This window comes from Candidatus Poribacteria bacterium, assembly GCA_009839745.1.
Taxonomy (GTDB): Bacteria; Poribacteria; WGA-4E; order WGA-4E; family WGA-3G; genus WGA-3G.
Genome location: VXPE01000045.1, coordinates 71,430 through 92,717, shown reverse-complemented (window position 1 = coordinate 92,717; position 21,288 = coordinate 71,430). Strand labels below are relative to the sequence as shown.

Sequence of the window (21,288 nt, the reverse complement as noted above, 5' to 3'; positions counted from 1 at the left end):
ACCTGCTTTTCTGCTTTTCTGCATCTTAATTCTTAAAATTGTCCAAACTTTAGTATACTAAAGTATACACCAAAATATGCCTTGAAGTAAACCTTTTTTAGGTTGCCAAGATTTAGCGTTACCGCTGTTACATCCGACTGGCACGCTTTGTCTAAATCTGGGACGACTACTGTTTAAGGGTCGCCCACGTTACAGCGAGTTTTCCAGCGGGTTCAACAGCGAGGTTCACCTCGTTGGGTTTATCATAAAGGTAAACGTTGTCAACATAATAGTGTTGCAGTTGATTGGTGTGAAAACCGAGGACACCTTTCGGATGTAGATCCTTGGGGTCTGTCCATTCCGAAACCTTTTGAAACACTAATGCCCCTTGTTTTTTGACGTAGAGTTGAAACGTGCTTCCCTTTCCGAGCAACCCCAGGGTGTACCACTCCTTCGTCTCAATCGGAAACGGAAATTCAGCTCTGAAGTCACGATACTCATTCCATGTGCCGCGATCCTCTCCCTCCCGCTTATACCAACGGGCGGAGTTCGGGCGACCGAATCCATTCGCGGGCGTGATGATGAGTTGATAGAAGTGTAAATCTTGGTTGGCGCGAAACAGAATCTCCATTTTACTCGGGAAATCATCATCATTGAACAAATAGAAATCAAGACGCAGTCCAAAATTTTCAAATTCTACCACGCCGTATCCAAAATCTTCGGCACCGTTTCCGTCACCCGCGACGCGATGAATTTCCAGATGCTCGTTTTTGATTTTCCAAGATTCTTTCTGTCCCTTCCAGTACTTATCTTTCAGTTTACCTTTAAAGTCGTCTGCTACAAGAAGTTCTGCATGACTCATCTGGTATAAGAACAGAACTGAAATTAGCAAAGCAACGAGAATAGCGATTTTTCGCATAGCAGTCCTCCCTATGTAGATAAAATTTTTACTTTCATTGTCCTTAATAATATGTTAATATTATAGACTGCCATCTGTCAAGGTTTTATTGCAAAAAAATTAGGAATTTGGACTGCCACCAGAAATTTAATTCTGGTTTGAACCCTGGAGAAATTTACCGCAGTATTCAAAACACTCCTGTTTTGTAAGACCTACTGCTCTGGGGTCTTCGATTCCGTTTGGGTGCTCCCGTTATTCTGCCAGGTGTCCGCTTTCTCCTTGAGTTTTTCGAGGTCCTCCGGGTTCTTAATGTCTACAATGTGCGGCGTAATGATGATAACGATCTCAGCATCTTCGACAGCGGTTTCGGTGCTTTTGAAGAGCCGTCCAAGCAACGGAATATCGCCCAAAATCGGAAGTTTGCTCTCTACCTGCTTCTGCTTTTTACGGATGATACCCCCAACGACAATCTGGTGACCGTCCTCGACATCAATATAGACACTGATGGAATTGTCATCGGTGACAGGGGCGTTAAAGTCAGTAAATTCAATGAAGTTGCTCGCGCTGATGTTCTCAATATCCAATCCGATCGTCCGTTTGCCATCCTCACCGACTTGCGATTTGGCGATATAAGGCGTGAGCGAGATGTTGATGCCTACCGGCGGATCGATGAAGTCGTAGTTGAAAAGCGGTTGGGAGACGGTGTCTCCCAAGATACTCGTCGTATCAACGCTCTGAAGATACGGGATGCGGCGACCACTGCTCCATGTGGCATTCCAACTATCACGGGTCAAAAGCGACGGTGTCGAAAGGGTTTGCACCTTGTTCTCACGCATCAAGGTGTGGAGGAGTGCCATATACTCTTTGGTTGCCAAACCGTAGTTAAACCCTGAAATTTCCTGTTCGAGTCCGAGTTGTGAGTCGAATTCCCCGATAAGCGGATTTCCGGGTCTTGCGGACACACCGAAAATTTTGTTCTCTTGTGCCGTCAGTTCAATACCGAGTTTGGTTGTCTCGTCAAGCGTCACTTCCAGGATCTGAATGTCGATCCAGACCTGACCTCGGACGAAATCTAACTTCTGGATGAGCGCCTTGACTTGGGCGAAGTATCGTTGCTGCGTCGTGATAATCAGGGAATTGGTGTCGGAATCCGCAAAAACGGTGACTTTACCCCGTAAGGAATTGATGTCTTGCTGTTCCTGTCTACCCCCAGACGCAAAGAAACGGCTGAAGCTAAAACCACCCCCATCTTCCTCTCCCGCCCAAACCCGTTCGAGTACCTCCTGGAGATGATCCGCACTCCCGTATTCAAGACGGATTGCTTCAGTAATCTCCTTTTGCCCTTCCGGTGTAGGAACATCCATGGAGTTAATAAATTCCGTGATGAGGTCGAAGTTGCGTTGCGTGGCGGTTGAGACGATGACGGCATTGAGTGTCGGATAAGGTTCGGCGGTGACGTTGCCAGCGAGTGCCCCTTGTGTTTGATTGCGGTTGCGTTCAGCAAGGAAAAAGAAAAAGTTGCCGGTGTTTTGGGAGCTGCCTTGATAGACGTTATTGATGACAACGGCGACGTTCTCTGCATCGGCATACTTGAGTTTATACATGCGGGTGCCCCACTCCTGGTCCGGCATGTTGACATCGAGTCTTTTGATGAGTGCGTCAATGGTTTCAAAGTTTTGCGCACTCGTTGATATAAGAATGGCATTAAGGCGTAAGTCCGCGACGAGATGCACTTCGCCTTGGACACCGAAACCGGTAGTGCTTTCTGTCGGTTGTCGCTCCCTGCGTCGCCACCAGGGGAGTTCACTATCTGCGCCCGCGCTGCCGCCTTCAAAGAGGTCTTGCAGATTCGGCACAAGCGTTTCGGCATCCGCGAATTTAAGAAAATAGAGTCTGATTTCTTCCTGTGTTTGCTCTTGGTCAAGCTGATTGATGACCTTCTCAATAATGGAGAAGTTGCGTGGGTCCGAGGAAACAACGACGACATTGATTCGGTCGTTATGCGAAACATTGACAGTGCCGACGATGCCTTGGGAGGTATCGATCCCCTGTTCGCGTTGATAGGTTCTCAATTTCGCGCGATCCCAAGGATCCATTCTGCGTCGATTATCGGGAGCATCACCCGTAAGTATTTCTTGTAGGGTTTGTGCGACATCTGCAGCGGTTGCGTATTTAAGTCGGAACGTGCGGATTTCGGTGGTGACGTTGGGAGCAATGTCGAGTTCCTTGATAATTTCTTGGAGGAAAACAAGGTTCGCCTCGGACGCTTTGAGCACGAGTGAATTCGAGTTGACATCGGCGATAATCTTGATTCTGCCTTGAAGGACTTCATAGCCGGTGCCATCGGCTTTCATTTGCGCTGCGGCGGCTTTTGCCTGCACTGCATCGCCACCGAGTCGACCGCGTTGTCCTTTACCCTCCTCACTACCTTCACCCTCCTCTTGAAAAACGTTTGTGAGCGTTTGTGCCAACGGTTCGGCTTCAGCGTAAATGAGCGGCACAATGAGAATCTTTAAAGGGAAGCGTTCCCCCTCATCTGCGATCTGAAGAATGGAAACAATGCGGTGTATATTAGAAGCGACATCGGTGATAACGAGGGCGTTCGTGGCGGAATCTGCAAAAATATTTGCCTGTTTATTGAGAAGCGGCTTGAGACGATCTACCTGCTCAGATGCAACAACGGTATCCAATTGGATGATATAGGTTTGGATTTCGTCGGTCATGTCAACCCGTTCAGGGTTCGGTGGGATACTTTTAACAATGCCTTTTGTGGCTATCGCACGAGCGAAGGTCGTAACCAAGAGGGTACTATCGGTTTGGATGAGCGTGAGATCATATTGGGTGAGCACGGTTTTGATTTTCTCAATGACTTCTTCGATCGTTACATTGTTGAGATTAATTAGGGAGAATTTTTTATCTTTAATGTCTTCTTCGCTTGCAATGATCGTGAGGTCAGCCTCCCGCGAGAGCCATTCAAAGAGCCCGTTGAGTTCTTGACTTGTAAAGTTAAAGTCGAAACGGATTGCGCGTCCTTGCGCGTCGGTTTCGGCGACACGCATTGTGGGTTGCTGCTCTTGGGCATAGAGTTCAGCACCCGCAACGATCAGCAACCCCAAACAAAATATTGTTCCGCAAGCCTCTATAGGCTTGCGCAGAAATAACACTTTTCTTCTTAGCATAACATCCAATCCTTTATGATTTAATCACAGTCTCTAATATCCAATTATAGTGGATCCGAAAAATAAATGGACACTTTCCGCCCCCGGTAGGTTCGGTTTCCTAACCGAACCGGCACAGGATGTCCTATTAATTCTAAACTTTACTATAAAAAGCCCGTTCAGATCCAAGATAGGCGCAGAATTAACCAAAAACCTGCCTGAAACGAAGTGGAAGGGTTTTTGCTTGGGTGTTTCTTTAGCCCAGGGACCCATAAATTAAAATATTCGAGCGATGAGGAGCATGTCCACATTCAAATTTGTCCCACCTTCAGCATTACGACCCCGTGCCACGGGACGCGCACCTGTTTGCTTATCGGCGGAGACCCGTAAATCGCGCACCGTGAGCCATTTAGCACTCGTCTCGATAAGATGGTTCAAGTTAACGAGTTTTTCAAGATCCGTTTTGAATTTTATTTCAACTGTATAGTATTCCGTTTGATATGTCAGCGGTGCCAACGCGAGTTGCTCTAAGAGTCGTGCGCGCTGTGCTTGTATCTCCTCAATGTATTTAACAAGCGCATGTTGGAGTTCACCTATATCTACGAAATCCCTTGATTGCGCGAGAATATCCAAAAGGACACTATTCCCTCGCAATTGGATTTCAACGGTAGCCGGTTTTGCACCGATACCGAAGATGCCGGAGGTAGTGGCGGTTTTGACCCTGTGGAGCTGCGTCTCAAAGAAATCCTGCCTCGAATCTGTCGCACCCCGAAGCTGCTGCGTTATCATGCTTTTGATAAATGACGCAAGTTTGATCCGAACAGGGGCGGGGATTACTTCTGGAAGTGAGGCGAATTTCCACGCCGCTGCAGCATCCATTGAATGCGTCGGTTTTGCTTTATCCGTGAGTTCCGTTTCCTTTGTTTCGGATTCCGTTCCAGCCATTAAATCGTCTTTTTCACTCGCTTTCGCATCTGTCTCGGATTCCGTTCCCGATAACCACGCATCTATTAGCATATTGAAGGTATCTTCTTCTGCCTGCTGTTCAGCCGCCTCAGTAAGTTCTATTCCTTCTGCCTCTATATGTTTGAGATAGAGATAGAGAACAAGGTTCCCTCGGTTCTGTACTGTCAACTTTTGTGTTTGTTTCGCGGTTCCGGGTTTCGTAAGGAGTTGATAATTCTGTTGAATACCCGCCCGTCTCACGAGCGCATCAATACGGGATCTAATAACAGTTTCCGGCAGCTCAGTATCAAAAAGTGTCTTTGCACCCTGCAAATTTGTAGAGCCTTGTGGGTTTTCAGCGAGTGCCAACCCTGTCTCCTTGTAAATTTCGGATGCAATGGGCTTAAGCACTTCTGCGACCCGGACCAAATTTTGAGTCCGCAACAACTGTTCCCGTTTCGCTTGCGTGTCTTGATTTCCAAACAAGCGATAAAAGGCGGGACCTACCTGCATGGCGAGCAAGATTAAAAGCAACCCACCCAAGATACCAAGCAAGATTCGGCTTCGTGGTGTTAATTGAAGATCCATTTTTTAATTATTCCTTGCGGTTAAACAGTGTGGGTGTTTTTGCTTGGGTGTTTCCCCTAGAGTTTTGACGTTTACTTCTCAAATCCGCTCTCCACGCGCAAGCCGCGTGTGGGCTTGCGGGACAATACGAGCTACGCGCTTTGGATTATTTTTTTAATTCTGCCATACTTGCGGCTTCATCGCTTTTTGGTTCAGGCGGTGGATAGCGTTTTTTGGCAAATGTTTTCACAGCGGATGCTGTTAGATTACACCTAACCTGTACTTGGAAAATCTGTTTTCTATCTTGAGAAATCGTTGTGACTTCACCCGGACGGACATTGGTAAAAACCCCAGAACGGTCGAGTGCGCGTAAAAGTGTATTGATGGCGTTATGAGATGCGCTTTCCAAATTGAAGGTAATACGTGCTGTTGTGGGTTCATGAAGATTGGTAATATTGAAATTGGTCCATGCGACCTGGGTCCTATCCCTAAACATTTCGCTCAGCGCATGCAAAATATCAAGTGGTGAGATATGATGCGCTAACATATCGGTGAGTGCCAATTCCTTCCCAAGTTGTCCTTTCACAGCAGACATCGGTTGGGCGTAATACGCGAGTTGTGCGTCCACGGTTTCACTTCTATACTGCTGTGAGCGTTGAAGCATGTAACCCCCAAAAAGGAGACCACCGATGATCAAAATACCTAACCCAGCGGCGGCAAAGAGTTGACGCTGCCGTGTCGTTTGTGTGAGTGTCTCAACCGTCTCTTTCGGCAACAAAGAGATCGGGGTTGTTGACTGTAACGCGTTGAGTCCTACGCCTAAAGCGACAGCGAGGGTATCACCCCACGCATCAAGCGTAGCTGCTACTTCCGGACGCACGGAGTGGATGTCAATACCGGCATGTTGCTGAACGGCACGCAGTGGATTCCACAGCCGTGTTGAAATGTCGAGTTCTGTTTCACAAGTGGGTGCGAGGTCGAGGACGCGCGCACCCCCGCCACACAACCAGAGTTCGGTTTCTGTCTCTGAGAGGGCGGTATCCTGATACCCGTCAGCATTTACCTCCGTCCTATAATGTGTGGTGGCAGCAGTGATAGAACGTCGGAGTTCACCGATAAATTGAGTCGCCCAAGTATATGCCGGCATTTCGCTTGCCGAGATGTGCTGCTTTTCCGCCGCTGCCGTTTCAATATCTACATTCAAAGTCCGACTCAGATGTTCAGACAGATGGTCACCACCGAAACGGAAACTTCGTGAAAACTGGAGTTTGCCATCCACCATGAAACAGAAGTCTGCTTGCTCGGCACCGATGTCAACAATAAATGTAGGTTTTGTGCAGCCGCTGCTTGCTGCAACTTCTGCTATGGCTATCATTGACGGTGTAACTGCCGATACGGAAACGCCACTCTGCTCAAGGAGACCCAAGTAGTTTGAAACTGACGTTCGCCGTGTGGATATCAATTCTACAGAAGAGGTCTCTGCGGTCTGTTGTATATCGTGATACGTAAAGATAGCCTCTTCAACGCGAAAAGGGAGTTCGGTTTCCGCGGCGATTGCGACAATACTTGCGAGTTGTTCATCTGTTGCAGCCGGTAAATTCGATAAGCGTTTGGTATTCACTAAGGATCGAGGAAGGGCGAGAGCGACTTCTGTCTTATTTCGGTTAAACAGGGTCCCGATAGCCTCTATAGGAGACCTGCGCCAGCGGATACCACCTTCCCCCGGTGGTCCCCCTAAAGCCTCCCAGAGGTGTTTCACCGATTCAGATACCCGCAGTCGATCCCCCTTATCTGGATAGGGCACGACGCTCGCATGGGTCAGCTGCACCGGTGCAGAAAAAGACTGTTCAAGTTGAACGATTTTCGCTGTGTTTGTGCCGATGTCTATCGCCACAACTCGGTTTTTAGACATAATTTTTTACCAAAATTAAAAATCTAATCTTGTTGCCAATACGGGACAGTTATTTGATTACCTGTCCGATCAATGATGCCAATGCAGCTCGAAACAACCTTGCCCGCGTGGTCAATCCCACTTGCCTCAATACGATACCCGTGCGAGCGGTAGGTCACCCAATCGACAACCTCACGGAACGTTGCAAAGTCAATACCTTCTACTTGCGACAGTTGTGAAATATTTGTGAATGGATTCCCTTTTATCTCGTCTTCACTGAAACCCTGAAGCTGAGAGGCATCGGAGGTCTCCTCTTCACGGCGTTCAACGATCGCCTGTGCCTTTTCTGGATCCATCCCCGGTAGCAGCGCTAATATCTCAGGGGTTGCTGTATTTATGTTAATGAGACCTTGCCGCGTCTCTCCCTCTTTGAGTGTTATTTTATCAACAATGCCGATGAATTCCTGCTGCGTTAGCATCTTTACATCTTTGATGGCATCGATGTTCTGAAAAAGTCCTTGCCCTTCACGATGGTTGACGATACGTTCCGCAATACCTTGGTCAATTCCGTCTAAGGACGCTAAAGTTTCGGCATCCGCGGTATTGATGTTTACCTTTCCACCTTCATCCTGTGTTTCAGGTGTACCTCCCTGTCCGGGAGCAATATTTCCTTCTTGGGTGTTGGCGCCCTCACCTGCTTCCGGTTCATTTGCATCTTCAGTCGTCAATTGGTCCCGGATGTTGTTGAACAGTTCGTCGGAAACCGCTTGGACATCCAAGAGTGCAGAAAATTTGTCAAAATCGCGTTGCTGGATGAGCGATTCCGCCTCGGCTTGTGTGAACACAGATTGGTTTTGCTGTGTATTGATTTCCGTCAGTTTCGTTGCCTCTGCTGCATTAATATCTACAAGCGGTTCCCCGTTTGGATCTGTGCTTGCATCGACCGAGTAGATGGTCGCCAAACCAACAAGCCCCGTTGGAATGGATGCCGTGGTGGCGAGGTCGCCTCGTCCCAACGGGTTGGGAGACCCAACCGCTACGGTTTCTTGTTGGGCACCGTAGAGCAGTTCGGATGTCATGCCTTCGACCCGAGCGAGATCGCGAACCGTGCGATACGGACGTCCTTCTACAATTCTGTTCGCAAGCTCTTCAGTGAACGCATCATCTGGGGAAGCACCCGCTTGGGCAAGTAAATTACTGACAAGCCCTGCGTCGGCGACATTGATATTAACTTTAGATGCCTCATCTATAACGATCACTTGGTAGTTTAAGAAATTGCCAAGCTGAATGCCGTCTTCAACCTGTCCTTGAATCGCTTCAGCCCAATTTTCGCCGAGCGAGTCAAACGGGGTTTCGTCACTGCGCATAACAGCGAGCGTCCACTCGAAGCCCGCTCTTGCAGCATAGTGAAACTTTGACCGGTCCAAGAAATTCCTTTGGGTTCTTTGCTCTATGTGGATTGAATAGAGCAGCTGCGTCGCAAGAATAGACAGAATCGTGAGTATCCAGAGCGTTGAGATGAGAGATAAACCGCTCTGCTCCTTGTAGTATATCCAGGCATCCCGTTTTGTGAACCGCATTGTCAATAAATCCCCTAAGGTCCACCTGCTGTGCCACCCGTGGTGGTACTTGCAGGAAGATACACCATCGTCGCTTGCGTCATACCCGTCGGTTGGCTCTGTGTTGTGGCTTGTTCTACATCAGTAATGTTCAAAGGCACTTGTGCTTCGCCTTGGGCGGTTATGCGGACTTGCACAGCACTCGGAATGCTTTCAGTATCGTCCCATGACGCGCGCCATACTTCCGACTCCCCATCGAAATACTGGAGATCAAAACTGAGAAGTCCGGCAACAAGGGGGGCGATATTGACATAAATCGGCTCACCATTTTCATCTGTCTCTGGAACCTCACCTGTCTGTAAAAGCCCACTGATAACAACTTCAGGATCGAGGGCTGTCGTTGTAACCCGAAAAAGAGCAAGTTCACCCCCTTGTTCCTCAGTTGTGTTACCCGTGAGAGACGCTTGGAAGTTTGACGAACGCAAAAAGGATTCCCCAGGTAACGGTTCGGGTCCGACAAAGTAAGCCACACGCTGCACGTCACTTAAAAGGGGCACAAGCGTTTGCGCGGCGTTCTGAGCTTGGAAACTCGCAAGTTGCTCTATAAACGGATCTGGATCCGTCTCAACGAGTGTGACAAAACTGAGCATATCCCTTTCGCCCAATTGGCTTGGACCGTCTTGTGTATAAAGCCCAAGTTCCGGATGCTGCAGTGAGACTCGCATATTGCTGAGATCCGTCACAAGTCGGTCCATAGCGACCCGACATCTCTGGGCAGCCAATATTCGAGCTTCTGTCTGATGGTAAGCATCCACGGCTGTTTTGAAAGCAAAATACGCCGAACCCCCGATGACGACGAGGATACTGACTGCCATCAGCATCTCAATAAGGGTGAGACCACTTTCAGTTTTTAATGCTGTCTTGCGGATAAGGAAAGTCATAAAAACCTTAAGAGTTAAAAAAACTCATCGACCGCCACCGGACTGTTGCGTTTGTTGCTGCGGCATTTGCCGGTCTGCGATGTAGGTGCTCATAGACATGGAGCGTTCTCTGCTTCTATGTATCCATGTGACGGTTACTTGAACCCGACGGATGTTTTCAACGTCTTCAGAATCTATGTCCGCAACGACCGACCGCCACCGGTAGCGTGTATTTTCACCGAATTCGTCGGAGGTTTCACCAACATCTGGATACCCTTCCATCTCAATTTCTGCCATCCGATGTTTGAGAAGATAGAGCGCGGTGGTCCTGTTGTCTGAAAGTCCTTGGTTACGTGCAGCAGAAGCAAACGCTTGTAGCAGTGCTGGCAAGACTGCCGCCAAAATTGCTAACGTCACAAGGACTTCGACAAGGGTAAAACCATTTTTTAATTCTTCCTTGCGGTTAAATGATGTGGACTTGAACTTTAGCATCCTTTTCTAAAATCCGCCCTCCACTACGTTATGGGCTACAAATTTTGGACTATGAAAACGTAAGGGAGTACAGGAGAACCGAACCTCAATAGTTATAGGATTCTGTAACGTAGGGGTTGGGTTACCCAATCCCTACAGATTTGTAGCATAGCCTGTAACGAAATCTTCAAAAAGTTGCTCTTCAGTAGCATCTCTATAAGGTGGTTTCAAAACCCAACATCTCAATCTCCTGAGATGTGAGTTGTCGCGCACGGACGCGTCCGCTTGCTGCCTCAACAGTAACAGTCATTACCTGGTTCCGTGTGTTCTGGAGATATACTAAAGCCTCCTCGGAGGTAGAAGTCGGGGAGAAGTAGATATACGCCACGCCTGAATCGACTGTGACTGTCCTACCGTTGCGGGTGGTTACCATCGCGGTTAATGTTACATTCTGTTCCATCGGCTCGGGCACTCCCAAGATGCCGCTGGATCGTGTCAAGGGTCCCTGTGAAGTGGGGGTGCCTGCTGTAGGAAGGGTTTGGAACCCCGAATTCGTGTTTATATTATTCTGTGCAGCAGCTACGACAGTAGAATTTTGAGCCGTCAGTGCCGACGTCAGCGGGTTACTGGGGTCAAACGTTTCACTGGAGGCAAGCCAGTATCGCTGGTTGTCAAAGTCGAAAACCACAAGGTGTGCCGTCCGATCCGTGACCGCCATATCCCGTGCAAACGTGAGGAGACTGCGGAGTGTAGACGCAGAGGCTTTTAAGCGGCGCGTTGCCGCGAACCCTTTCAGTGTCGGCATAGAGAGGGCTGAGAGTATACCGATCAGGGTCAAAACGATGAGCAACTCCGTAATCGTGAACCCATTCTTCAACCCCATCGGAACGACGTCTCTGTAGGTAGACACACTACGGAAATAGCGTCTAACTGTCGGGCGTAACATCGTTTTAGTAGGCTCCGGTGGTTTCATCAACCCAATTGGTGATATCCGCGTCCAGTTCAGTGCCACCTACCTTTCCATCCTTACCCATCGAATAGAGGTCATAGTCGTATCCGTAATGGGTACTGGGTTGGCGGTAGACATAAGGGCTATTCCAGGGATCTATGAAATTGGGGGTGTCAATGTAGGGACCATCCCAATTTGGGGGTGTGGGGCTCGGAGCTCGCCACAAGGCACTTAACCCTTGTTCTGTTGTCGGATATTCACCCGTTGCGATTGCATACTGTTCCAATGCAGTCTTAATACCGTTAATTTCTGTTTGTGCCTTCGCGACTTTCGCTTGCTGTGGGGCATTGATGACACGCGGCGCAATAAAGGCAGCCAAAATCCCTAAAATGACGATCACAATCGTCAATTCAATGAGCGTCAATCCAGATTGATCAGATTTAAGTGCAGCGAACATCTGTTTTTCTCCTTTGATAACTATTTAATTACTTAATAATTGGTTTGCCTCAAAGATCGGAAGGATCATCGCGACAGCGATAAACCCGATAACAAGTCCCATGAGTAAAATGACAAGTGGACCGATGGAACCCGTCAAACGTTCGAGGCTCTTTTTTATTTCTAAATCGTAGTATTCAGAGAGTTTGCTGAGCATGTGAACGGGTTCCCCGGACTCCTCGCCAACCGCCACCATGTGGGTAACAAATTCAGGAAAATCCTTGCTCCTCCCCAGTTCACGTGAAAGTGTGGAACCTTGTTCAACTTCCGTTTCCGCTGCAGCGACGACATTGCTGTATACCTTATTCCCGATAGTGTCTTTGACAACTTGGAGTGCAGGCAGCAGACGCACGCCATTTTCTAAGAGCGTTGCCATCGTTCGGGTGAAGCGGACAATGGCGAAGGTGCTAAATATGGGACCGATGAGAGGCAATTTCAGTTTTAAGCGATCAAACCAGATCTGACCGGCTTCACGACGCAGATATTGTTTCAGGGCTGCTGCACCTACAATGACAGCGAGAAGTCCGAGCCACCAATAGGTTTGAAAGGCATCCGTCGCCCCAATGAGAATCCGCGTGGGCAGCGGCAATTCGACACCGAGATCGTTGAACATGGCGGTGAATTTCGGGATGACAAGAATCATCAGGACCGCAACCGCGGAAACACTTAGTGCCAACAAGATAACAGGATAAAAGAGTGCGGAGACAACATCGTTTTTGAGAAGTCGCTGACGTTCTGCGAATTCCGCGAGCCGTTCTAAGACGATGCCAAGCACACCCCCACTCTCGCCTGCTCTTACCATATTAACGTATAGATCCGAAAACACCTTCGGGTGCTGGGTGAGGGCATCGTGGAAAGTCGCACCGTGTTCCACATCGTATTTCACTTGGGAAACGATACGGTGTAGCGCAGGATTTTGAATTTGACCGAGTGTAACCTCCAAGGCACGCGGCAGCGGCACATGCGCGTTCACCAGGGTCGCCAATTGATACGTAAAAAACTCAACGTCCGCCGCCTTCACACCACGTCTGCCGATTTCAAACCAGCGACGCGCATCCGTTGGGGCTACGTCCTCTGCCTCTTCAACAATATCTGTGGGCCAATACCCCATCTGCCGTAAACGAGAGATGAGTTCGGCTTTGGAGTCGGCTTCTATTGTATTCGTAACCGTCCCACCGTTATGCGTGAGTGCTTCATATCGGAACACTGGCACAATCAACCCCTCCGTTACAATTTACACAACTTCCGCGAAATCAAAATCTTCTTCTTGTGTTAACCGGATGACCTCGTCAACCGTTGTCAACCCAGCAGCCACCTTACGCCAACCGTCTTCACGCAAGCCTTTCATCCCCATCTGAACGGCGAGTCTACGAATTTCGCTTGTCGATGCCTGTTTGAGTGCCATTGAGCGAATCTCATCTGTCATAAGTAAAACTTCAAAGATGCCGATTCTACCTTTGTAACCTCTCCCGCGGCACTCCTTACATCCGACTGCACGCGGAATTTTCAAATTTTCGGGAATAGAAGACCCAGGGATAGCAAAGCCATTGCCATTCCCCATAAGTCCCGCTAACTCTTGCATATCGGGTGAATACATCTCACAACATGCTGGGCATACACGGCGAGCAAGCCTTTGGGCGATGACCCCTTCTACGGTGGAGGCAACGAGGTAGGGTTCAACGTTCATATCAATAAGTCGTGTGATTGCACCAGGGGCATCGTTTGTGTGAAGTGTGCTAAAGACGAGGTGTCCTGTGAGCGAGGTATGGATCGCCATCTCTGCGGTTTCGTAGTCCCGAATCTCACCCACCAATACCTTGTCGGGATCCTGCCGTAGGATATGGCGGAGCCCTTGAGCGAAGGTGAAACCAATATCGGGATTGACCTGGATTTGGTTGATCCCCTCTAATTCGTATTCAACCGGGTCTTCAAGGGTTATGATTTTGACATCGGGTGAGTTAATCTCTTTCAAACACGCATACAGCGATGTCGTTTTCCCGCTACCGGTGGGTCCCGTTGCAAGGATGATACCGTAAGGTTTACGAATCATACGCTGAAAAAGTTGAAGGTTGTCTTCGGTTAAGCCGAGTTCTTCAAGCCCGAAATCAATGGACTGTCGGTCGAGGATACGGAGGACAACGCTTTCACCGTGCAGTGTCGCAACTGTTGGAACAGTAGAGACACGGAGGTCTATTTGCCGGTTGCCAACGCTCCCAATTTGCCGACTGATTTTCCCGTCTTGCGGGCGTCTCCGTTCTGCGACATCCATTCCCGCCATAATTTTGATACGCGAAGTGATTGCGGATTGGAGATAGGCGGGCGGCTGCGGTTGATCTTCCAGCACACCATCGACACGGAAGCGGATTTTGAGTTGGGTCGGGTAAGGTTCGATATGTATATCGCTTGCCCCTATCCGGACAGCGTCGATTATCATCTGGTCAACCGCATGGATAACTGTCGGGTCTTGGCTGAGGTCTTTCTCGTCAATTCCGAAGTCGTCAATCGTCTCGCGTTCAAGCGTCGTAGCTGCCCCAACGGGTCCCTTGATACCAGCACTGAGTAGGCTTTCAGCCGTGCGTCCATAGAGACGGACGATTGCCTCATCAATATCTATTTCATCTGCAAGCACAGGTGTAATTCGGCAATTGGTGATGAGTTCAATCTCGTCAATGAGAACGACATCAAGGACATCCACCATCGCAACTGTGAGTTGATCGTCTATCAAGGCAAGGGGAACGATTTTATTTCGGTATGCGAACCCGGGTGACACCTTTTCAAGCACGTCAGGTTCAGGGGCAATAGCCTCCAACTGAATGAAGGGGGTCCCGTATTCGACACTCTTTGTAGCGAGCGCAAGGATATTGGACGGGACACCGTGCTTCGTAAGCACAGCGGTTTCGGAGGCACCCGTCTGTTTTATCTCTGCAACAATATCGGTGTAGTCTTGTTCAGAAATGAGAGAGGCTTGTCGCATCACCTCAACAAGCGAGGTTTCCATATTCAGTGTCTGTTGCATGGCGTAAAACCCTACTTTTCGGCGGGGTCCCCGACCTCACGCGAGAAGTAGCCTCTATGTTATTTGTCTTTGTGGTATGGTATCTGTTGTTAATAATGTTAAGACGCAACAGATGGTGATAAGTTTAAACACCGCCTGTATCAATAACGCGCCCTTGGAAAGAAAGGGCGCATAGTTTTACCCCATTATCCGAAGTATCATTTGGCTTTCTCAATCCGTTGCAGTGCCTTCTTCGCTGCATCGCGGACGGCTTCAGAAGTATCATCAAGTGCCTGCGTTAAGGCAGCCTGCACGTCAAGCGATGTTGCGCGCATCTCACCTAATTCATCAGCGGCGTTACGTCGGACATCCTCGGCAGTATCATGAAGTGCGCTAAGAAGCGGTTCCACGACCATCTCCCCAGAATTTCCCGCATCTGTGAGTTCCTCACCGACGCCGCCAAGCACATCAACGATATGCCCACGGGTCACGGCTGACGCACTGTTCGTAAGTGCCGCCGCCAGCATCGGTGCGATAGTCATAGGAGCGTGTTCGCCTAATTCAATCAAGGTCTCTTCGGCACTCGCTCGCACAGACTTGGAACCATCTGATAACATCCCTATCAAGGCGGTGAACGTTTCAGTGGAGGCAGCTCGTATATCAGACAACTCGTTTATCGCATTCGTTCGGACTTTCGTAGAGTTATCATTGAGACTCGCAATTAAAGCATCTCGGATGGTATCAGTGGACTGCCCATTTTTCGCGAGGTCTTCACCGATTTCACCCAACGCTTCAACAGCTGCCTCGCGGACATCCTTATCTGGGTCTTGAAGTATCGCAACGAGGGCAGCGATCCCGGGACTCCCAATTTCTTCAAGGAAATCCACATATTCATGTCGGACATCATCAGATTCATCCGCCAACGTTGGCACGATCTGTGCGAGCAATTCGGATTGCCATCTCGCTTGTAGCATTCTATGTTTCGCTTTGATCGCATCGAGTTCCGCAGCGAGTTCGGAGAAGCCATCATCGTGTGATTCTGCTGTTGCTTCATGAAGTTGAACCATGTGGCTAATCCCTAAACCGAGGCATATACCGATCACAGTTGCTATCACCCAAAACCATCGCCGAGTGTTCACATTCGGTGTAAATCTTTTCTGAATCATTATTCTCTCCTCAATTGGTTATGTCTAATCAGACTGTTCCGATTGAACATCCATATTCCAGAGCAGAAATGGCACCAGTTTTGCGAGCATCTCAATAGGTGTCTCTTTTTCGGACAACGTTGCCTCCAACAAAGCCGTGTCATCTTCCACTGAAAGCCAGGTGAGCAATAGGGGTACCTCCTTAGCATCAACGATCAGCTGATTAGAAGGGGGTGAGCCGTTTTTCATCTCCAGAGCCCGCGCTAAATTGAGTTGTGCAAACGCAGTCGGTGTTTTTGGTCCCTGTTTTAAGTAGGAAGGTTTCTTTTTCTGTTGAATTCCATCAATAAGTTGATAGATGTATTCCTCTGAGAACCCCACAAGAAACAATCCATCTATGTCACTATAATAAATATTTGCGGCAACCTCCGACACCGTTGTGCCTTTATATTCCGTTTGGGAAACGGAAGTACTTTGTAGGTTAGAGAGGGAATTGCCGATCAGGTCCCATTTCATCCTGTTGCTGGGGTTGAAAATAATGCCGCCATCGGTCTGCACATCACCTGTATCCAGTTCAATTGCGCCATCAAGCGTAAATCTAAAACCACTCAAGGCTTCTGAATCGAAACGTGTGAGATCAGGTACCGACAAAGCGAGTTCACTCGTCAAGCCAACCCTGATATCTTCTTCCAAGTCGAGATTCAAAAGCTCCTCGAAAAAAGAGATTGCTCTCTCGGCAGCGGCATCGGTGGGAACAAACTTCCACAGGCTTTCCGTAACTTTGGGAGCTACAGCCACAAACAGGTCATCCGCATCGGATACTGCGTTCAGGGTTTCAAGTGCTTGTCCCTCCTTTAAAAACAGGCCTATCTCGTTTTCTGGTGGATTTGGCGTAAACTGCGCTGTAATTTGGAGGAAGGCACCTGTTTCCAGCAAATTGAGCCGTCCAAACATAGATTGAAAAGTGGCGAGGTTCCTGCGTTCCGATGCTGCTAAACCCACCACGGGCAAAATAGGGGGAACGTTCGCAAATACGGTAACTTCTCCTACCCCAATTTTCTCTAACGCTTCGGCAAATTCCGGGTTCTGCTCAACAGACGGCAGGTCGGTTCGGTAGGTATCCATCAACTTTTCAAAGCTTCCGTCACCTGCCCCGATCACAAGAAAATCGTCTACAAACCCGTATTTCACGATAGCGTTGAACCGCTCCAACGCATTGTAACGGACTCGCTGATAGACACCCGCATCCAAGCGTAAGGTATTCGCAGCATCCATCCCTAAAAGCCCTTCTACAATGTTGGTTAACTGCTGAAGTGTGCCAAGATTTCCGCCCGAATGTATGACGACACCGACTTGCTGATCACCTGATGCATCTGCCCATATTGCGAATGCCGTTCGGTAACCCACCGTCTCAATTATGCCCAAGGGGTTAGTCCCAAGGACCCCTTGTAACATCGCGAGTCCCTGCTCCATCTCCTGCCAGTCCGGCAGGTTCGGTAACAGCGCAAGGGCTTTCTCCCAATTTTCTGAAATTTCAATCTCACCGTAGACCTCATCTATATCTTGGAGTTTCACATAGAGGACACTCTCTTTGGGCATAAAATCTTCCACTTTCGCAGCGTGTGCCAAAGGGACCATCAACAACACCAGAACGACACAGCATGTTTTGAGAGCCGGTTGCAAGCTGCCCTCAAAAAGCCTTGCTACGCCTTGAACGGGAAATCGACGAAATTTCCATGAAAATTTTGCAATCATCGCAAACCTCTTTTTCATTTTCCTTATTTCTATGGAACCCGGATGTCATCAACGAGTGCTTGGACCTCCTCCGGGGGCGGTGGTGTCAGCGCAGCAACAGTGATAGAGACAATGAAGTTTAGCACCATACCGAGGGTTCCGATCCCTTCCGGTGAAATACCCCATAACCAATGTTCCGATGTGTTTAATTCTGGATTGATGAACTTGAAATAGATGATATACGCCGCTGTAAAGGTGATACCGACGATCATGCCACTGACCGCTCCGGCTTTGTTCATGCGTTTCGAGAAGATGCCCATCACAATCGCGGGGAAAAACGAACTCGCCGCGAGACCGAAGGCGAACGCCACGACTTGTGCTACGAATCCGGGTGGATTGATGCCGAAATACCCTGCGATACACACGGCGACACCCGCCGCAATACGCGCAGCAGTCAATTCCTGTTTTTCCTGTAGCGTTGGCATCATCGTCCCTTTCAGAAGATCATGCGCAACTGCGGTGGAGATGACCAATAGCAAACCTGCGGCGGTCGAGAGGGCTGCTGCTAAACCCCCAGCAGCCACTAAGCCGACAATCCAGTTCGGGAGTTTCGCAATCTCAGGATTCGCCAGCACCATGATGTCTCGATCAATCGTCAATTCATTCTGAACATCCGAGTTTGGACCCCGGTACTGGATCGCGCCATCCCCGTTCACATCGTCAAATTTAATCAGACCTGTTGCCTCCCAATTCTTAAACCAGTCTGGTGCGTCCTCATATTTCACATCCGTCAATTCACCGTTCTGTTCATAACTGACAGTATTGAGCAGGTTTGTGCGTGCAAAGATAGCCACCGCCGGTGCAGTCGTATAGAGAAGGGCGATGAACAGGAGTGCCCACCCCGCGGAAATCCGCGCTTCAGATGCCTTTCGCACGGTATAGAATCGGATAATCACGTGCGGCAGCCCTGCCGTTCCCAGCATCAACGCCGCCGTGATAAAAAAGACATCAATCGTGGCTTTATTGCCATCTGTATAGCGGTTAAACCCCAATTGCTCGTTCAGCCCGTTGAGCCGATCAAGGAGATAAAGTCCCGAACCATCCGTCACTTTCCCCATCAGTCCCATCTGCGGGATAGCGTTGCCTGTAATGAGGATAGAGATGAAAATCGCAGGCACGAGATACGCGAAAATCAGCACACAATATTGTGCGACTTGCGTATAGGTAATGCCTTTCATTCCGCCAAGCACGGCATAAAAGAACACGATCCCCATGCCGATGAGCACCCCGGTCTCAACATTGACACTCAGGAACCGAGAAAAGACAATGCCGACCCCGCGCATCTGTCCCGCCACGTAAGTAAACGAGACAAAAATCGCACACACCACTGCGACAATCCGAGCCAATTGCGAGTAATATCGGTCGCCCACGAAATCGGGCACGGTATACTTACCGAATTTACGGAGATAGGGCGCCAATAGCAACGCCAGCAGGACGTAGCCTCCTGTCCATCCGAGTAGATAGACCGACCCATCGCGTCCCATGAACGAGATCATTCCTGCCATTGCGATAAAGGACGCTGCGCTCATCCAATCCGCGGCTGTCGCCATACCGTTCACAACCGGATGCACGTTGCTCCCAGCGACATAGAAGTCCCCCGTCGAGCGTGCCTTAGACCAGAGTGCCACGCCAATATACAACGCGAAGGAGAGCGCCACCATTACGAAAGTCCATGCTTCTACGTTCATATTTGATCTGTGTCCTCCTCGGCTTCGCGCTGACTATATCGTCGCTCTAATCGGTTCATCAACCATGCATAAACGAAGATGAGCTCAACGAAAATCCAAATTGATGCCTGTTGTGCGAAATAGAAACCCAGCGGACAGCCGCCAATACGGATTTTGTCCAACTGCTCTACGAACACTACCGAGCAGAGATATGAGGTAATAAACCAAATTCCCAATAAAATAGCGAGATATTGGAGGTTCTTTCGCCAATACGCCTTATTTTTTTCCGCTGACTCCATAAATTGTCCTCCTCATGGGACGACGATATCACAGATGACTGCCAAAAGTTGTTTCGTCTCTGCAGCATATCAAATTGTTGGGGTTCAGGTCAAATTAATTTGGTTGTGAACGGTTAAGCAATATTCAGAAATACATTCACCAATTTTTGTAGCACTTCTGTAGCACAAACTGTATGAAGATTAATTTATTAATTCGGTAATTTATTGGTGAAGTCCGGTGCGGTTTTCAACCGCACTGAATCCCCGCATAGTAGCAAAGTCTTGAAACACGATCAATAATTCTTTGGAAACATTAACCGTTCAACTTGTTCAATCAGAATATGGAGGACTTTAATATGGATTTCCTGAATGCGATCCGCAGTGTCCCCTGGCGCAATCAGATAGCTATCGCAATGTTCTTTGAGGCATCCACCCTCTCTCCCCAACACCCCAAACACTTTCATCCCACGAGACTGTGCCGCCACCGCCGCACGCACAACATTTTCAGAATTTCCGCTGGTTGAGAGCACCACAAGCAGATCCCCGGGATGTCCAAGTGCCAACAGTGGACGTGCGAAGATCTCTGCGAATCCGAAATCGTTCGCCGTGCAAGTGATATGTCCCGCGTCACCGAGTGCAATCGCTGGAAGTGGCTTCCGATCGCTCCGAAACTTACCTGTGCATTCCTCAGCAAAATGGATCGCATCGCACAAACTCCCACCATTTCCACAGGTAAAGACCCGACCTTCCTGTTCAAATACATCTCGGATTAATTCTGCGGTTTCCGCGAGGGTCGCAATATTCTCAGGGTTTCCGATAAATCGATCCAGCACGTCTCGCGCTTCCAACAACGCATCGCGGATGCTATGCAAAATGTCCACTGTATTTCCTCTGTTTTCTTATGGATGATTTCTACAATATGCTGCTTTCCATTGCACCAAGTAGAAAAAAGGCAGGGTAACCCGCGGCCCCTGCCTATATTTCAATCTTGTGTCTCGAAAATCATTACTTATAACGGGATAACGGCATAAACGCCATCAGGTTTGGTTGTGGCGTTTGGTTGGCGGTGGCGATATATATTTCCAACCTTCCGCTTTGTTCTTTATATTTTCTGCCTTCAAATAATCGACAAGTTCCTGCATGGTTTTGAACCGGGCGTTGAATTCTGCTTTCATCCGATAGCATTCTTCAAGAACGGGATCCATGGGTGGGTGTTGTTCCTCTTTCATTTGTATCCCCTCAATTAACTCTGCGGGAGTGCAGAGAATTATAGGTTGGTATCCAGCGACTTGACAAACCTGATCAATATGCTGCCGCTTCGTCTCGTTTACAATATGTTTATTGCCTTGTCTAATTTCAGTGATAACTATATCGGAAACGATAAACTCGAAGGTATCGGAATAGTTCTCCCACAACGCTCGTGTCGCTCTTTGCCGCTCGGCTAAGGTTACATCGTTGCTGGGGCGCGCTACTAAGTAACTAACGACTGTCGTTGCGATGTACACTTTAGGCTTTATTGCTTCATATTTTATCATAGGATGTTACTTATTTCAAATCATTTTTCCATTGGATATACG

At 48.7% G+C, this 21,288-nt stretch carries 17 protein-coding genes; all 17 read right to left on the bottom strand.

From position 1 onward, the window contains the following. Window positions 1-166: 166 nt before the first annotated feature. The 17 genes from F4X88_07895 to F4X88_07815 all read right to left on the bottom strand — a co-directional run bounded on the left by F4X88_07895 (window position 167) and on the right by F4X88_07815 (window position 21,246). Entirely contained in the window at window positions 167-898 is a 732-nt protein-coding gene (locus F4X88_07895; GenBank protein MYA56201.1) for a hypothetical protein, read from the bottom strand. Between the two features lie 191 nt (window positions 899-1,089). Further along, entirely contained in the window at window positions 1,090-4,056 is a 2,967-nt protein-coding gene (locus F4X88_07890) for a hypothetical protein (GenBank protein MYA56200.1), read from the bottom strand. A gap of 255 nt (window positions 4,057-4,311) precedes the next feature. Then, window positions 4,312-5,568, bottom strand: coding sequence for a hypothetical protein (locus F4X88_07885; GenBank protein ID MYA56199.1), 1,257 nt, complete (start codon window positions 5,566-5,568; stop codon window positions 4,312-4,314). 145 nt (window positions 5,569-5,713) lie between these two features. Continuing rightward, a complete protein-coding gene (locus tag F4X88_07880) occupies window positions 5,714-7,459 on the bottom strand; it encodes a hypothetical protein (GenBank protein MYA56198.1) in 1,746 nt (581 codons plus the stop codon). 23 nt (window positions 7,460-7,482) lie between these two features. After that, window positions 7,483-9,018 (bottom strand): hypothetical protein, encoded by a 1,536-nt coding sequence (locus F4X88_07875; GenBank protein ID MYA56197.1) that lies wholly within the window; start codon window positions 9,016-9,018, stop codon window positions 7,483-7,485. A gap of 14 nt (window positions 9,019-9,032) precedes the next feature. Further along, window positions 9,033-9,938: a prepilin-type N-terminal cleavage/methylation domain-containing protein gene (locus F4X88_07870; GenBank protein ID MYA56196.1), complete on the bottom strand. Its 906-nt coding sequence runs from the start codon at window positions 9,936-9,938 to the stop codon at window positions 9,033-9,035. 24 nt (window positions 9,939-9,962) lie between these two features. Beyond that, a complete protein-coding gene (gspI, locus tag F4X88_07865; protein MYA56195.1) occupies window positions 9,963-10,409 on the bottom strand; it encodes a type II secretion system protein GspI in 447 nt (148 codons plus the stop codon). 193 nt (window positions 10,410-10,602) lie between these two features. Beyond that, the gene (locus tag F4X88_07860) at window positions 10,603-11,400 is read right to left on the bottom strand and encodes a prepilin-type N-terminal cleavage/methylation domain-containing protein (GenBank protein MYA56194.1); all 798 of its coding nucleotides are present in this window, start codon (window positions 11,398-11,400) and stop codon (window positions 10,603-10,605) included. Beyond that, entirely contained in the window at window positions 11,339-11,794 is a 456-nt protein-coding gene (gene gspG / locus F4X88_07855; GenBank protein MYA56193.1) for a type II secretion system protein GspG, read from the bottom strand. The genes F4X88_07860 and gspG overlap by 62 nt, the downstream gene beginning before the upstream one ends. A 24-nt stretch (window positions 11,795-11,818) precedes the next feature. Continuing rightward, window positions 11,819-13,045, bottom strand: a complete 1,227-nt coding sequence (locus tag F4X88_07850) for a type II secretion system F family protein (GenBank protein MYA56192.1) — start codon at window positions 13,043-13,045, stop codon at window positions 11,819-11,821. 21 nt (window positions 13,046-13,066) lie between these two features. After that, the gene (locus tag F4X88_07845) at window positions 13,067-14,848 is read right to left on the bottom strand and encodes a type II/IV secretion system protein (protein MYA56191.1); all 1,782 of its coding nucleotides are present in this window, start codon (window positions 14,846-14,848) and stop codon (window positions 13,067-13,069) included. 197 nt (window positions 14,849-15,045) lie between these two features. Then, entirely contained in the window at window positions 15,046-15,993 is a 948-nt protein-coding gene (locus F4X88_07840; GenBank protein ID MYA56190.1) for a hypothetical protein, read from the bottom strand. Window positions 15,994-16,017: 24 nt separating this feature from the next. Then, window positions 16,018-17,727, bottom strand: coding sequence for a hypothetical protein (locus F4X88_07835; protein ID MYA56189.1), 1,710 nt, complete (start codon window positions 17,725-17,727; stop codon window positions 16,018-16,020). Window positions 17,728-17,756: 29 nt separating this feature from the next. Then, complete coding sequence (locus F4X88_07830; protein MYA56188.1) at window positions 17,757-19,454, bottom strand: cation acetate symporter; 1,698 nt, start codon at window positions 19,452-19,454, stop codon at window positions 17,757-17,759. Beyond that, window positions 19,451-19,732: a DUF4212 domain-containing protein gene (locus F4X88_07825; GenBank protein MYA56187.1), complete on the bottom strand. Its 282-nt coding sequence runs from the start codon at window positions 19,730-19,732 to the stop codon at window positions 19,451-19,453. Before F4X88_07825 ends, F4X88_07830 begins: the two co-directional genes overlap by 4 nt. 272 nt (window positions 19,733-20,004) lie before the next feature. Then, window positions 20,005-20,586: an SIS domain-containing protein gene (locus F4X88_07820; GenBank protein ID MYA56186.1), complete on the bottom strand. Its 582-nt coding sequence runs from the start codon at window positions 20,584-20,586 to the stop codon at window positions 20,005-20,007. Window positions 20,587-20,748: 162 nt separating this feature from the next. Next, window positions 20,749-21,246: a type II toxin-antitoxin system VapC family toxin gene (locus tag F4X88_07815; GenBank protein MYA56185.1), complete on the bottom strand. Its 498-nt coding sequence runs from the start codon at window positions 21,244-21,246 to the stop codon at window positions 20,749-20,751. Between the last annotated feature and the right edge of the window lie 42 nt (window positions 21,247-21,288).

What these genes read in the sequence shown, in the direction of transcription:
- F4X88_07835 (MYA56189.1), bottom strand. Translation starts at nt 17,727, where the DNA reads ATGATTGCAAAATTTTCATGGAAATTTCGTCGATTTCCCGTTCAAGGC.
- F4X88_07880 (MYA56198.1), bottom strand. Translation starts at nt 7,459, where the DNA reads ATGTCTAAAAACCGAGTTGTGGCGATAGACATCGGCACAAACACAGCG.
- F4X88_07885 (MYA56199.1), bottom strand. Translation starts at nt 5,568, where the DNA reads ATGGATCTTCAATTAACACCACGAAGCCGAATCTTGCTTGGTATCTTG.
- F4X88_07895 (MYA56201.1), bottom strand. Translation starts at nt 898, where the DNA reads ATGCGAAAAATCGCTATTCTCGTTGCTTTGCTAATTTCAGTTCTGTTC.
- gspI (MYA56195.1), bottom strand. Translation starts at nt 10,409, where the DNA reads ATGCTAAAGTTCAAGTCCACATCATTTAACCGCAAGGAAGAATTAAAA.
- F4X88_07870 (MYA56196.1), bottom strand. Translation starts at nt 9,938, where the DNA reads ATGACTTTCCTTATCCGCAAGACAGCATTAAAAACTGAAAGTGGTCTC.
- F4X88_07830 (MYA56188.1), bottom strand. Translation starts at nt 19,454, where the DNA reads ATGAACGTAGAAGCATGGACTTTCGTAATGGTGGCGCTCTCCTTCGCG.
- F4X88_07845 (MYA56191.1), bottom strand. Translation starts at nt 14,848, where the DNA reads ATGCAACAGACACTGAATATGGAAACCTCGCTTGTTGAGGTGATGCGA.
- F4X88_07875 (MYA56197.1), bottom strand. Translation starts at nt 9,018, where the DNA reads ATGCGGTTCACAAAACGGGATGCCTGGATATACTACAAGGAGCAGAGC.
- F4X88_07840 (MYA56190.1), bottom strand. Translation starts at nt 15,993, where the DNA reads ATGATTCAGAAAAGATTTACACCGAATGTGAACACTCGGCGATGGTTT.
- F4X88_07825 (MYA56187.1), bottom strand. Translation starts at nt 19,732, where the DNA reads ATGGAGTCAGCGGAAAAAAATAAGGCGTATTGGCGAAAGAACCTCCAA.
- F4X88_07815 (MYA56185.1), bottom strand. Translation starts at nt 21,246, where the DNA reads ATGATAAAATATGAAGCAATAAAGCCTAAAGTGTACATCGCAACGACA.
- gspG (MYA56193.1), bottom strand. Translation starts at nt 11,794, where the DNA reads ATGTTCGCTGCACTTAAATCTGATCAATCTGGATTGACGCTCATTGAA.
- F4X88_07890 (MYA56200.1), bottom strand. Translation starts at nt 4,056, where the DNA reads ATGCTAAGAAGAAAAGTGTTATTTCTGCGCAAGCCTATAGAGGCTTGC.